We start from the raw sequence: 13,637 nt of genomic DNA on the forward strand, positions 1-13,637 counted from the left end.
CGGCGCAATCAGGGCCTGCGTAGAGACCCATGAAAAGGTGGAAGGCAGGTCGCAGGCCGCAGGCGCAGGCGCAGGCGCAGGCGCAGGTGCAGGCGCAGGCGCAGGTGCAGGTGCAGGCGCAGGCGCAGGCGCAGGTGCAGGTGCAGGTGCAGGTGCAGGTGCAGGTGCAGGTGCAGGTGCAGGTGCAGGTGCAGGTGCAGGTGCAGGTGCGGGTGCAGGTGCAGGTGCAGGTGCTGGGGCCGACCCAACGGGTGCCGCGGCAGGGCCCGAGTCATTGCCTCCCCCGCAGGCAGACAGCACCATGGCGCACAGCAGGATGCTGGTTGCAGTCGCGCGTCCGTGACGTTGGCTTGGCATGCTCATCGTGAAGATCCTGTTGCGTCAGAGTTGGCGCGGCACGCCCATGTCGGTCGACACGCGGTGCCCTCGATTCCGGCGCCAGTGTCTGAGTCGCGATGCCAGGAAAGCTGACGAAACTTGCGGAGTCGACGGATGCCACGCGGGGTGTTGGCACAGCGAGACGCCATGCAACAGGATGCAAATTCCGTCAGCCACCGACCCAGCGTTCCTCCGACAGCTTGAGGTGCGTGTGCATCGCGGACTGGGCGGCCAGTGGGTCACGCGCTTCGATGGCGCGAAGAATGGCCTCGTGTTCCTTCAGCGCAAGATTCCAGGTGCGGGCGTTCTCGTAGCGTGAACTGATCTTGGCCGAGATCGGGCTGTGGCGTTCGTCGAACAGCTCCGCCACGATCCGCACCATCACCGAGTTGCCGCTCATCTCAGCGATGGTCAGGTGGAACTGCCGGTCGTGGTCGATCGGAATGCGGCGCTTGGCGACCTCGCTGCGCATGCCTCCGACGATCTCGCGCAGGCGCAGCAGCGCCGACTCGCTCCCGTGTGCGCAGGCGAGCATGACCACCGAACCCTCGAACGCCGCGCGCGCCTGCATGAGCTCGCTCGGGCTTTCGCCCAGTGCGGCCGTCATCTCGGGCGGCCGTTCCGCCCGGGCGCACACATACACGCCGGATCCGCTCCGGATCTCCACGCTGCCTTCGACGTCGAGCGCGATCAAGGCTTCACGCAGCGAGGGCCGCGACACACCCAGCTGCTGCGCCAGGTCGCGCTCCGGCGGCAGCCGCGTGCCGGTGTCGAAACCACCTTGCTGGATGAGCTCGCGGATCTGGTCGGCGATCTGCTGGTAGAGCCGGCGGGGCTCGACCTGCTTCAACTGAAGGGTCATGGCGGGTCCGGGAAATTGGCCTGACCATGATAGCGACATCGTTTGCCCGATGCCGCCTCCGACGCAGCAACGCACCGGCAGATTCAGGGAATGTCCCAGGTTCCCCGGTAGATCTTGGTCAGGCCAAATCGCAACTGATCGGTAAGGTGGTTTGACCAAAAGGAGACACGACTTGCAGCTTCACGCAGAGCCAGCCGGCACGGCGGACTCGCCACGCCGCGCATCGCCCGAACCCTTGCTGAGCCTGCACGGCATCGGCAAGCGGTTCCTCGCGGTGACCGCGCTGCAAGGCGTGAACTTCGAGCTGCGCCGCGGCGAAGTGCATGCCGTGTGCGGCGAGAACGGCGCAGGCAAATCGACGCTCATGAAGATCGTCAGCGGACAGCTGCAGCCCGACGAGGGGCACATCGCGTTCAAGGGCACGCGGATCCGCTTTGCCTCGACCCGCGAGGCCGAGGCCGCCGGCATCGCGATGATCCACCAGGAGCTCAATCTCGTCCCCCACCTGTCGGTGGCCGAAAACATCTTCCTGGCCCGCGAGCCGGGCCGGGGCGGGTGGATCGACCGGGCGAAACTCCATGCCGGCGCCACGGCCTGCCTGCAGCGGCTGGGCGTGGACATCGCCCCGACGCACCTGGTGCGCACGCTGTCGGTGGCGCAGCGGCAGATGGTCGAGATCGCCAAGGCGCTGTCGCTGGATGCGGAAGTCCTCATCATGGACGAGCCCACCTCGTCGCTCACCGAGACGGAAACCGAGCAACTCTTCAAGGTCATCCACGAGCTCAAGCGCGCCGGCGTCGGCGTGGTCTACATCTCGCATCGGCTCGACGAGATGGCGCACATCGTCGACCGCGTGACGGTGCTGCGCGATGGCCGCCACGTGAGCACCGATGACTTCGCCGCGACGACGGTCGACCGCATCGTCGAGCGGATGGTCGGCCGCCCGCTGGAAGACAAGTTCCCGCCCGCCACGCGGGTGCCGACCACCGAGGTCCTGATGTCGGTGCGCGGCCTGGCGCGCCAGCAGGCGTTCGAAGGCATCGGCTTCGACCTGCGGCGCGGAGAAATCCTCGGCTTCGCAGGACTCCTGGGGGCCGGCCGCACCGAGGCGGCGCGAGCGGTCTTCGGCGCCGACCTCCCGGACGCCGGCACCGTGCAGCTGGGCGGCCAGGTGCTGCGCATCCGGTCGCCGCGAGACGCGATCCGCCACGGCATCGCCTACCTGTCGGAAGACAGAAAGCACGACGGCCTCGCGATCGACATGCCGCTGGTGCACAACGTCACGATGGCCAACATGGCGGCGGTGTCGGGTCGTGCGGGCTTCATCCGCTTCAGGGAGGAAGAGGCGTCCGCCCGGCGCTTCGTCGACTCGCTGGCCATCCGCACGCCGTCTGCACGCCAGCTGGTGCGACTGCTGTCGGGCGGCAACCAGCAGAAGGTCGTGATCGCCAAATGGCTGTTCCGCGACTCGCGCGTGCTGTTCTTCGACGAGCCCACGCGCGGCATCGACGTGGGCGCGAAGTACGCCATCTACCAACTGCTCGACGAACTCGCCGCGCAAGGCATCGGCGTGGTGCTCATCAGCTCGGAGCTGCCCGAGATCCTGGGCATGACCGATCGGGTGGCGGTGTTCCATGCCGGGCGCATCACCGGCACGCTCGACACGCGCAGGACCTCACAGGAAGAAATCATGCATTTCGCCTCGGGCCGGCCGGCACGCGCGGCTGCATGACCAGGCCAGGCACCCCATGACCGACAAGCAGAAAGACCTGTTCCAGAAGTTCGCGGCGCTGGCGAGCCTGATCGCGCTCACGGCGGTGTTCTCGTTCGTGAGCGACTCGTTCCTCTCCGTCGGCAACGGCATGACGGTCGCGCTGCAGGTGACCTCCATCGCCTACCTCGGCATCGGCGCGACCTGCGTGATCATCACCGGCGGGATCGACCTGTCGGTGGGCGCCATCCTCGCGTTGGCGGGTGTCGTCGCCGCGCTGGCGGTGAAGGCGGGCCTGCCGGTGCCGCTGGGCATGCTGTGCGGGCTGGCGGTGGGGGCCTTGTGCGGGCTCGTCAACGGCCTGTGCGTGACCTTGCTCAGGCTGCCGCCGTTCATCGCGACGCTGGGCATGATGATGGTCGCGCGCGGCGTGGCGCTGCAGATCACCGATGCCAAGGCCATCGGCGGACTCGGCGAGGGGTTCGCGGCACTCGGCAACGGATCGCTGGGCCGCATCGTCAAGATCGGCGCCGATGGATTCCCGGACGTCGTGTTCCCGGGCATTCCCTACCCGGTGCTGCTGATGATCGCGCTGGCCGTCGCGGTGGCGGTGCTGCTCAACCGCACCACGCTCGGCCGCTTCATCTATGCCATCGGTTCGAACACCGAGGCGGCGCGCCTGTCGGGCGTGGACGTGCGCGGCGTCACCGTCTTTGCCTACGTGCTGTCGGGAACGCTCGCGGGGCTGACGGGCTGCGTGCTCATGTCGCGCCTGGTCACCGCCCAACCGAGCGAAGGCCTGATGTACGAGCTCGACGCGATCGCCGCCGCGGTGATCGGCGGCACCTCGCTATCGGGTGGCGTCGGGACGATATCGGGCACCGTCATCGGTGCCTTCGTGATCGGCATCCTGCGCAACGGCCTGAACATGGGCGGCGTGTCCGCCTTCACGCAGCAAATCATCATCGGTCTGGTCATCCTGCTCACCGTGTGGATCGACCAGATGCGTCATCGCAGATGACACCTCACCGGCAGGCCCGCCCGGGAATTGGAGAGAGACAAGCTCGTTCATCAAGAGGACTGACATGAAAAAATTCCTGACCACCCTGTTCGCATCCACGTTCCTGTTCGCCGCATCTGCGGCATCGTCCGCAGACAAGGAGATCGCCGTCATCGTGAAGACCGCGAACTCGGATTTCTGGCAGAACGTGAAGAAGGGATCGATCGCCGCCGCCGGCGAACTCAAGGGCTACACCGCCAGCTTCCAGGGCGCGGCGTCGGACACCGATCTCGCCGGCCAGGTCGCGCTGGTCGAGAACGCCGTGAACCGCAAGGTGGCGGCCATCGTGCTCGCGCCGTCCGATCCCGATGCGCTGATTCCCGCGATGAAGAAGGCCTGGGAGGCCAAGATCCCGGTGATCCTGATCGACTCCGCGGCCAGCGACGCGGGCAAGGACTACTACCAGTCCTTCCTCGCCACGGACAACAAGAAGGCGGGCGAACTGTGCGCGCAGGCCCTGATCGCCAAGATCGGCACGACGGGCAAGATCGCGATCATGTCGTACACGGCAGGCTCCGGTTCGGAGATCGGCCGCGTCGGGGGCTTCCGCAAGTACATCGAGGCCCACTCGAAGCTGCAGGTCGTGGGCCCGTTCTATTCGAACTCGCAGATGGGAACGGCGTTGAACCAGACCACCGACGTGCTCGCGGCGAACGCCGACCTGAAGGGCATCTTCGGCGCCAACGAGCCGACCGCGATCGGCATGGGCCGCGCGCTCGTGCAGTCGGGCAAGGCGGGCAAGGTGGTGGCCATCGGCTTCGACGGCAACGGCGACCTGCAGGGCTTCATCAAGGACGGCACGCTCGAAGCCATCGCCGTGCAGAGCGCCTACCAGATGGGCCACCTGGGCGTGAAGACTGCGGTCGAAGCGAGCCAGGGCAAGAAGGTGCCGAAGTTCCTCGACACCGGCGTGGTGATGGTGACCAAGAAGAACATCGAGTCGACCGAAGCGAAGAACGTCCTGTACTGACCGACTCGAAGGGAGCGTCATGCTGACCGTGATCTGCGACACCCCGGGCACCTTGCGTGTCGTGGACAGGGAGATGCCCCTGCGCGGCGAAGGCGAGGTGCTGCTGCGGGTGCGGCGGGTGGGGGTGTGCGGTACCGACCTGCACATCTTCACCGGCCATCAACCCTATCTCGACTACCCGCGCGTCATGGGCCACGAGTTCTCCGGCACCGTGGCCGAAGCACCCGCCGGCAGTGCGCTGGCGGTCGATGACCCGGTGTTCGTGATGCCCTACCTGTCGTGCGGCCGCTGCATCGCATGCCGCCAGGGCAAGACCAACTGCTGCGTGGCCATCCAGGTGCTGGGCGTCCACCGCGACGGGGCCTTCACCGAGTACATCAGCGTTCCACAGGCCTTCGTTCACAAGGCAGAAGGCGTCACGCTCGACCAGGCGGCGATGCTCGAGTTCCTGGCCATCGGCGCACACGCCGTGCGGCGTGGCGACGTCCAGCCCGGCCAGCGCGTGCTGGTCGTCGGCACCGGGCCCATCGGCATGGCGGCACTGGCGTTCGCCGTCCTGCGCGGCGCCACCGTCACCGCGCTCGACACGCGCCGCGATCGCGTCGACTTCTGTTGCGAGCACCTCGGCGCGCATGCCGGCGTGACGATCGGCCAGGGCGACGAGGCGGAGCTGTCGCGGCTGACCGGCGGCGACTTCTTCGACGTCGTGTTCGACGCCACCGGCAACGCCCGCGCCATGGAACGCGGCTTTCGTTTCATCGCCCACGGCGGCAAGTACGTGCTGGTCTCCGTCGTGCGCGACGACATCGCCTTCGCCGACCCCGAGTTCCACAAGCGCGAGGCGACCCTGCTGGGCAGCCGCAACGCCACGATGGAGGATTTCGAGACCGTGCTCGCCGCCATGCGTGCGGGCAGGATCCCGCACGCGGCGCTGAACACGCACCGGCTCGCTCTCGCGAACCTGCCCGCCGACTTCGTGCAGCTGCTCGACCCGTCGCGGCGCGTGGTCAAGGCCATCGTCGAGTGCTGAGGGTTCGCACCATGGCATTGCCCATCCTTCAGTTCGGCACCGGCCGCTTCCTGCAGGCGCACGTGGACCTGTTCGTGTCGCAGGCGCTCGCGCGGGGCGAGGCCCTCGGAGGCATCGCCGTCGTGCAGACGACGGGCAGCGTGCAGAGCACGGCGCGAACGGCCGCGCTGGCCGGCGGCGCGGGCTATCCCGTCGAGGTTCGCGGCCTGCTCGACGGGCGCCGCGTGTCCGAGACCGTGCACGTCGACTCGGTGCGGCAGGCCTGGCATGCGGACACCCATTGGCCGCAGGTCATGGAGGCCGTCGCGACGGACGTCCGCGTCATCGTGTCGAACACGGGCGAACGCGGCTACGCGCTCGATCCCGCCGACGGGCTGTCCTTGTTGTCCGGTGCCGGCACGGCCGCGCCGCGCAGCTTCCCTGCGAAGCTGGCCGTGCTGCTGTATCGCCGCTGGCGGCATCAGCCGGGCGGTGGGCCGTCCCTGTTCCCGTGCGAGCTCGTGCCGAGGAACGGCGATGCGCTGCGTGCAGTCGTCTGCGAACTCGCGAAGGCGTGGCAGGCGCCGGCGTCCTTCATCGACTACCTGCACGACGAGTGCGTGTGGGTCAACTCGCTGGTCGATCGCATCGTGTCGGAGCCCCTCGTTCCGGTCGGCGCGGTCGCCGAACCGTATGCCCTGTGGGCGATCGAGCGGCAACGCGCAATGGTGCTGCCGTGCACACATCCGGCCATCGTCCTGACCGACGAACTGGGGCGCTTCGAGCGATTGAAGCTGATGCTGCTGAACCTCGGTCACACGTTTCTCGCCGAACGCTGGCTGGCCGGCGGGCGGCCGCGCGATGAAACCGTCCTGCAGGCCCTGGGCGATGCGTCGTTGCGCGCCGAGCTGGAAGCGGTCTGGAACGACGAGGTGATGCCGGTGTTCGACGCCCTCGGCGAAGGCCGCGAGGCGCGCGACTACCTCGCCGTCCTTCGCGATCGCCTGCTCAATCCGTTCCTTGCACATCGCCTTGCCGACATCGCGCAGAACCACGCGTCGAAGAAGCAGGCACGCATCGGCCTGCTGCTGTCCCATGCGGACAGGCTCGGACTGCCGCCGACGCAGACGAGGCTGAGAGCGGCCATGGCCACCGATGAGGAGCTGCATTCATGAAGCGAACCGGTGAGGGCAGGGGCCGGATGCTCGTCACGGGCGCGGCCGGCAAGGTGGGGCAGGCCTTTCTTGGGCGCGCGCTGCACGATCCGGCGTTCGACCGCTTCGTGTTTCGCGCCTTCACGCATCGACGGGCCCTCGAGGCGCACGATCGCCTCGAATGCGTGCAGGGCTCGATCCAGAACCGCGACGATGTCAACCGCGCCCTGGACGGCGTGACCCATGTGCTGCACCTGGCCACCAGCAAGGAAACGCCCGACGACGTCATGGACGTTGCCGTGAAGGGCATGTTCTGGCTGCTCGAGGCCTGCCGCAGCAGCCCGGGCTTCGAACAGTTCCTGCTCGTCGGTGGTGATGCAGGCGTGGGCCACTTCTTCTATCCGCACCCGGTGCCGGTCGTCGAGACACAGCCCCACAGCGCCTACCCCGGCTGCTATGCCTTGTCGAAGGTGCTCGAAGAAGTGATGCTGCAGCAGTACTTCGTCCAGTACGGCCTCAACGGCTGCTGCCTGCGCGCCCCCTGGATCATGGAGAAGGACGACTTCAGGTTCCAGCTGTCCTTCGGCCCCGATGTGTTCGGCGGGCCGCGCTGGTGCGATCTGGTGGGCGCCGAAGCAGCCGCCGCACATGTCGCCAGCGGTGCGGTGCCCGTGATGCTCGACGAGGCGGGCGTTCCGGTGCAGCGCAATTTTGTGCATGTGGACGACCTCGTCGACGCCATCTGCATCGCGGTCGATCACCCTCGGGCGCGGCAGCAGCTGATGAACATCGCCATGGACGAGCCGGTCGACTACGGCGTGCTGGGCGACTACCTCGCTCGCACGCGGGGCGTGCCGTTCGTGCCCGTCAGGACGACGTACCACTCGACCTGGCTCGACAACACCAAGGCCCGATTTCTTCTCGGCTGGCGGCCGAAGTACGACATGGCCAGGCTGGTCGAGACAGCCTGGTCGTATCGCCGCGCCCTCGACGACCCGCGCCAGGTCTGGTACCCGGGCTGAGGGCCGCGGCATCACCCGGACCCGGGTGGCATCCCGCCATGCCGGCCTGTCCTGTTCCATCGGAAGGAGACATCATGCAGATGAACAAGAGAACGCTGGTCGCCAGCCTGCTCGCCGCGGCGGGCTGGTCGCTCGCTCCCGGCTTGTGTGCGGCCGCGGGCAAGCGACTGGTGATCGGTTTCGCGCAGACCGGCGCGGAGAGCGAATGGCGCACGGCGAACACCGAATCGGTGAAGTCCGCGGCGAAGGCCGCCGACGTCGACCTGAAGTTCTCCGACGGGCAGCAGAAGCAGGAGAACCAGATCAAGGCGATCCGGGCCTTCATCGCGCAGAAGGTCGACGTGATCATCCTCGCGCCGCTGGTGACGACCGGCTGGGACACGGTGCTGAAGGAAGCGAAGGCGGCGAAGATTCCGGTCATCCTCGAGAGCCGCAACGTCGAGGTCAAGGACCCGACGACCTGGGTCTCGTTCGTCGGCTCGGACTTCGTCGAGGAAGGGCGACGCGCCGCCCGCTGGCTGCTCGACCACACCAAGGACACGACGGGCGACGTCAACATCGTCGAGCTGCAGGGCACCGTCGGCTCCGACCCTGCGAACGACCGCAAGAAGGGTTTCGAGGAAGTGATCAAGACGAACCCACGCTACAAGGTCATCCGATCGCAGACGGGGGACTTCACGCGGTCGAAGGGCAAGGAGGTGATGGAGGCCTTCCTGAAGGCCGAAGGCAGGAAGATCAATGTCCTCTACGCACACAACGACGACATGGCGATCGGCGCCATCCAGGCCATCGAGGAGACGGGGCTGAAGCCGGGCAAGGACATCCTCGTCATCGGGGTCGACGCGGTGAAAGGCGCCTTCGAGGCCATGATGGCCGGCAAGATGAACGTGTCGGTCGAATGCAGTCCGCTGCTCGGGCCGCAACTGATGGAGGCCGCGAAGAAGGCGGCAGCGGGTGAAACACTGCCGCGCTGGATCAAGACCAACGAGGGCGTGTTCCCGCAGGAGGTCGCGGCCAAGGAGTTTCCGAATCGGAAGTATTGAGGCAGGGCGGCAGGGCGGGTTGATCTGAGCCGTGAGCCGCAAGCGGTCGAGTTCCTCGATACGCTGCTGCTCACTCGTCGTCGGCGCCGGGGCGCGGCCCCTTCGTCGCCCGGAAAGGTGCCTCGTTGCCACGGGCTGTGCGGGTCGCAAAAGTAGACCTTCACGCGCGTATTGCTCAGTGCCGCCAGCCGCGTTTCTGCGCCTGCTTCACCTCATCGGCCGTCAGCACAGCACCCTCGATCCGTGCATCCACGGCGTCCAGCACCGCACGCGGAAGCGGGCTGCCGGCTTGGCGCATGTCCGACGTGGGCGCCTGTTCGGCCGTCGCCGTGGCGACCACGGTCCAGCGATCGGCCTGGCGGCAGGCCAGGCCGGCCGTCTCTCCTGCACTGAAGGTGCGGCAGTACTGGCCCGACCTGTCGACAAAACTCAGCTGCACCGCGACGCCGGCGGCGGCCTGGCCGGCCACCTGGGCGTCAAGCGTCTTGGCGAGCTGCTGACCAGCGACGAGCCGTCCGCCAGCGTCGCTCAGCAGCACGTCGCCCGCGCCGGAGGCACCTGACCCGAGGAGTTGGACCCCGAGCACGACGCCCAGGGCGAGGCTGGCCGCCATGCCGCCCCAGGCGGCCCAGCTGGACATGCCCCGGCGCTCGTCGCGCTGCTGGCGCCGCTCGGCCAGGCCACCGACTTTCGGCGGCACAGCCTCGGCCACCGGCTCGCGCAGCAGGGCGCTGAGCCGGTCGGGCACGGGCTCGTTCAGCACGTCGCCGAAAGCCGCCGCGACACGCTGGCGTTGCCCCTTCAGGCTGCCGATGCGTTCGCGCAGGCGCGCATCCTGCTGCAAGGCCTGCTCGAGCGCATCGCGGCGTTCGCCGGCGAGTTCGCCATCGGCGTGAGCCATCAGTTCTTCATCGTTCCACGTTGTCATGGCGTACCTCCGAGCATCTGTTGCAGCGCTTCGCGCGCACGGGCGAGACGGCTGGTGAGCGTGCCCACGGGGATGTCCAGCACCTGCGCGGCTTCCTGGTAGGAGAGGCCTTCCACGAGCACCAGACCGACCACCGCTCGCTGGTCGTCGCCGAGCTGCGAGACGGCCTTGCGCACCGACATCGCGTCGACCTGGGCGTCGTTGGAGCTCACGCCCACGTGCGCGCCTTCGGCTTCGTCGAAGAAGGTCTGCCCACGCCGTTCGCGCGACCTCAGTTCGTCGATCCAGGTTGTTTGCATGATTCTGAACATCCAGCTGTCCAGACGCGTTCCAGGCGTCCACTGGTCGGTGCGCACAAGCGCCTTTTCGATCGCCATCTGCACCAGGTCGTCTGCGTCCTCCCGGGAGTGCGCCAGCGTGCGCCCGAAGCGCCGCAACCGCGGCAAGAGCGCGGCGATCTGGGTTCGCACTTCCGTTGCAGAGTTCATCATTGAAGGGGACAACGAATGGGGGATGGATTTTCTTCCATGCCCCGCTCGTTATCCTCCCGAACCACGATGAAACCGATCTTCCATCACTGCCGCTTCCGCCAGGCCCGGCGCACGGTCCGCCGTGCAGCGGGGCTTGCGCTGGCCGTCGCGGTCGTCCTGGTAACGACGCCGGCCGCCGCCCAGCTGCGCCTGCCCTCGGTCAACGTGCCAGCCCTCGGCCGGCTTCCGCAGACCAACCTGCCGGAGACCGTGCAGCAGGCGGTGCCGCTGCAGGACCTGCGCCTGCGCACCCAGCGCGACCTGGTGCGGCGCAACCCCGATCGGATCGAGCTGGACCCGGCCGGCCAGCCCGTGCGCCGCGGCGAGCTGATCTGGCTCGCACCCTCGGCGGCCGCGCTGAGCGCCGCGCAGGCGCAGGGCTTCACCGTGCTGCGCGAGCAGCTGCTCCCAGAGCTCGATCTGCGCCAGATGGTGCTGCGCGCACCGCCAGGCGACTCGCTGGCCGCGGCCGCGCAGCGCCTGCGCGCCATCGAGCCCGAAGCCGCGGTCGATTTCAACCATCTCTATGGGCACAGCGGCGCGGTGGCAGCCGAATCGGCCGCTCTGGCGGCATCGACACCGGCACCGGCTGCGCGGCGCCGCGTCGGGCTGATCGACGGCGGGGTCGACCGCCGCCATCCTGCCTTCGAGCAGGCGCGCCTGCATACCTCGGGCTGCGACGGTCGCGAGGTGCCCAGCCGGCACGGCACCGCCGTGGCCTCGCTGCTGGTGGGCCGCGACGGCGCGTTCAGCGGCCTGCAGCCCAGCGCCGAACTCTTCGCCGCGGATGTCTATTGCGACGCGCCCGACGGGGGCGCAGCCGAGAACGTGGCGCAAGCTCTGGCGTGGATGGTGCGAGAGCGCGTGGCGGTCATCAACGTGAGCCTGGTCGGCCCGCCCAACGCGCTGCTGGACAGGGCCACCCAGGCCGTCACCCGGCGCGGCCACCTGATCGTGGCGGCGGTCGGCAACGACGGGCCGGCCGCGCCGCGGCTGTATCCCGCGTCCTATGCCGGCGTGGTGGGCGTGAGTGGCGTGACGACCCGTCGCAGCGTACTGCCCGAGGCGGCCCAGGGTCCCCAGGTGTGCCTCGTGGCACCCGGCGCCGACGTGGCGGTGGCAAGGGCAGGGGGCGGGTATGCGTCCGCACGCGGTACCTCCTTCGCCGCGCCGATCGTCGCCGGCCTGCTCGCGGAAGCCTTGCAGGAGCCCGATCCGAAGACCGCCGCCGCAGCGCTGTTGCTGCTGGAGCGCAGCGCGACCGACCTGGGCGCTGCCGGCCGTGACGACGTGTTCGGCTTCGGGCTGGTGGGCGAGGGCGCCAGGACGGCGCCTGAGCGGGTGTCCGCGCGGCGTTGGTGAAGCACGGCGACCCCGCGGCCAACTGTTACATCTTGGCAGGGAAGGATTCGCCGATGCGGCTCGTTGTACATGGCAAGAGGGTCGGGAAGGCCGCCCCTCCGCCACTGTCCAAGGAGATCCTTCTCATGACCACGCAACATTCCTTGTCGCTGTCCACTCTCTCGATCGCCGTGCTCGCCACGTTCGTGCTGGCGTCGACCGCCCACGCCGGCCTGCTGGGCAGCGGTTCAGCCGGCCTCGGCGGCAGCGCAGGCATGCGCAGCGCCGACGTGCAGGGTCAGGCGCGCGTCAACGTCCAGCGCGACGAAGCGGCCGGCCGCAAGGTGCGCGAGACGGCCGGCGCCGTGAGCGGCCAGATGAACCAGGCCAAGGAGGCGGCGGTCGACGTGTCGGCCGATGCACAGCAGAAGGCGAACGCCACGGCGCAGGCCGGTCGCGGCCAGGTCGTCGAGAAGGCGGCCGCCGCCAGGACCACGGCGGGCACTGCGGTTCGCAAGGTCACCTCAACCCCGGTGCACGCGCAGGCCGAGGGCCAGACTGCCGTCGGCGACAACGCCTCGGTTGCAGGATCGGCCGAGGTCACGCGTCCCGACCGCTCGGTGAACGCTTCGGCCTCGGGCGGCACCAGCGCCCATGTGGGCCGCTGATCCGAGGATGCCTCCACGACTGCCTCCCGCATTGACATGACCCGTCTCCAGCGCCTGCCCGCCAGTTCCCTCGCTTGCTGCCTGGCTTTGCTTGCCTGCCGTCCTGCTCTTGCCGACGAGTCCGGCGACACGCAAGCTGCCAATGCCGGCATGCGCTACGTCGAGGCCAACGTGCAGCGGGATGCCCGCCACAACACGGCGGCGCTTGGTGTGCTGTCGCTCCCGGTCGGCGAACGGGGCTGGGTCCAGTTCGGGAGCGGGCAGACACGCCTCGACGTGGCCGGCGCCGCCCGCCGCGTGAGCGTGTTCAGCGCGGCCACCGGCTTCATCGGTGACGGTTGGAATGCCTCGCTGGCCGCGAACCGCCGGAACGGCGGCGATGCATGGCGCCAGACCGACTGGGACGCCTCGGTCACGTGGCTGGGCGAGCGCGTCGGCGTGGGGGTGGACGGGCACCACCGCGATGCGCACGGCCAGGGCACCACGGGTACGTCGCTCGTACCGGGCGACGTCACCGTCGAGCAACAACAGCTCAAGGGGCCTGGCTTCGGTCTCCACGGCCATGTGCACGTCACGCCGGCGTGGCGGATCTATGCGTCTGGCATGCGCTACGGCTACAAGCTCTCGACGCAGCAGGGTGGCGGCAGCGGGGGGACTGGCCTTCTCGCCGGCGTGCTGCAGCCCACCAGCGCCTCAGTGGTATCGCGCGATGAAGCAGCGCTGAGCCGCAGCTTCAAGCTCGGCAGCCGACACCAGATCGGCACGGCCTCCGTGTCCGCCGAGGTGTTGGTCGACAAGGTCCAGGACGAGCCGGGAACGGTGCGAACGCTGCAATTCACGGCGGCAGTCGAACCCACACCGAGGTGGACGGTCATGCCCACTCTCGGGCAGACGCATGGCAAGACCCATGGCGGTGTTCTCTTCGGCGGGATCGGAGTGACGCACGCCTGGTGACAGCTTC

At 68.5% G+C, this 13,637-nt stretch carries 14 protein-coding genes; 11 read left to right on the forward strand and 3 right to left on the reverse strand.

All coding sequences use genetic code 11. From position 1 onward, the window contains the following. Positions 1-29 precede the first annotated feature (29 nt). A complete protein-coding gene (locus tag AC1D1T_RS04160) occupies positions 30-368 on the forward strand; it encodes a hypothetical protein (protein ID WP_477825063.1) in 339 nt (112 codons plus the stop codon). A gap of 179 nt (positions 369-547) precedes the next feature. On the opposite strand, the gene AC1D1T_RS04165 is transcribed toward AC1D1T_RS04160, so the two are convergent. Then, entirely contained in the window at positions 548-1,228 is a 681-nt protein-coding gene (locus AC1D1T_RS04165) for a FadR/GntR family transcriptional regulator (RefSeq protein ID WP_477825054.1), read from the reverse strand. A gap of 184 nt (positions 1,229-1,412) precedes the next feature. Between AC1D1T_RS04165 and AC1D1T_RS04170 the strand changes: the two genes are divergently transcribed. From AC1D1T_RS04170 to AC1D1T_RS04200, 7 genes are all read left to right on the forward strand, one after another. Beyond that, complete coding sequence (locus AC1D1T_RS04170; protein WP_477825055.1) at positions 1,413-2,972, forward strand: sugar ABC transporter ATP-binding protein; 1,560 nt, start codon at positions 1,413-1,415, stop codon at positions 2,970-2,972. Positions 2,973-2,988: 16 nt separating this feature from the next. Beyond that, positions 2,989-3,972 (forward strand): ABC transporter permease, encoded by a 984-nt coding sequence (locus AC1D1T_RS04175; protein ID WP_477825056.1) that lies wholly within the window; start codon positions 2,989-2,991, stop codon positions 3,970-3,972. Between the two features lie 64 nt (positions 3,973-4,036). Further along, complete coding sequence (locus AC1D1T_RS04180; protein WP_477825057.1) at positions 4,037-4,981, forward strand: ABC transporter substrate-binding protein; 945 nt, start codon at positions 4,037-4,039, stop codon at positions 4,979-4,981. A 19-nt stretch (positions 4,982-5,000) separates the two neighbouring features. Further along, positions 5,001-6,011, forward strand: coding sequence for a zinc-binding alcohol dehydrogenase family protein (locus AC1D1T_RS04185; RefSeq protein WP_477825058.1), 1,011 nt, complete (start codon positions 5,001-5,003; stop codon positions 6,009-6,011). 11 nt (positions 6,012-6,022) lie between these two features. Next, complete coding sequence (locus tag AC1D1T_RS04190) at positions 6,023-7,165, forward strand: mannitol dehydrogenase family protein (RefSeq protein ID WP_477825059.1); 1,143 nt, start codon at positions 6,023-6,025, stop codon at positions 7,163-7,165. After that, entirely contained in the window at positions 7,162-8,166 is a 1,005-nt protein-coding gene (locus tag AC1D1T_RS04195; protein WP_477825060.1) for an NAD-dependent epimerase/dehydratase family protein, read from the forward strand. Before AC1D1T_RS04190 ends, AC1D1T_RS04195 begins: the two co-directional genes overlap by 4 nt. Before the next feature lie 74 nt (positions 8,167-8,240). After that, positions 8,241-9,209, forward strand: coding sequence for an ABC transporter substrate-binding protein (locus AC1D1T_RS04200; RefSeq protein WP_477991457.1), 969 nt, complete (start codon positions 8,241-8,243; stop codon positions 9,207-9,209). A 175-nt stretch (positions 9,210-9,384) separates the two neighbouring features. Here the strand turns inward: AC1D1T_RS04200 and AC1D1T_RS04205 are convergent, their stop codons facing one another. Then, the gene (locus AC1D1T_RS04205; RefSeq protein ID WP_477844939.1) at positions 9,385-10,137 is read right to left on the reverse strand and encodes an anti-sigma factor family protein; all 753 of its coding nucleotides are present in this window, start codon (positions 10,135-10,137) and stop codon (positions 9,385-9,387) included. Further along, positions 10,134-10,625 (reverse strand): sigma-70 family RNA polymerase sigma factor, encoded by a 492-nt coding sequence (locus AC1D1T_RS04210; RefSeq protein WP_477844940.1) that lies wholly within the window; start codon positions 10,623-10,625, stop codon positions 10,134-10,136. The genes AC1D1T_RS04205 and AC1D1T_RS04210 overlap by 4 nt, the downstream gene beginning before the upstream one ends. Positions 10,626-10,694: 69 nt before the next feature. Between AC1D1T_RS04210 and AC1D1T_RS04215 the strand changes: the two genes are divergently transcribed. The 3 genes from AC1D1T_RS04215 (at position 10,695) to AC1D1T_RS04225 (ending at position 13,630) form a co-directional block, all read left to right on the forward strand. Then, positions 10,695-12,029 (forward strand): S8 family serine peptidase, encoded by a 1,335-nt coding sequence (locus AC1D1T_RS04215; protein WP_477827020.1) that lies wholly within the window; start codon positions 10,695-10,697, stop codon positions 12,027-12,029. A 125-nt stretch (positions 12,030-12,154) separates the two neighbouring features. Further along, positions 12,155-12,676: a hypothetical protein gene (locus AC1D1T_RS04220; RefSeq protein WP_477827021.1), complete on the forward strand. Its 522-nt coding sequence runs from the start codon at positions 12,155-12,157 to the stop codon at positions 12,674-12,676. A gap of 36 nt (positions 12,677-12,712) precedes the next feature. Continuing rightward, positions 12,713-13,630: a hypothetical protein gene (locus AC1D1T_RS04225; protein WP_477827022.1), complete on the forward strand. Its 918-nt coding sequence runs from the start codon at positions 12,713-12,715 to the stop codon at positions 13,628-13,630. Positions 13,631-13,637: the final 7 nt, after the last annotated feature.

This window comes from Rhizobacter sp. P2_H3 (assembly GCF_056403355.1).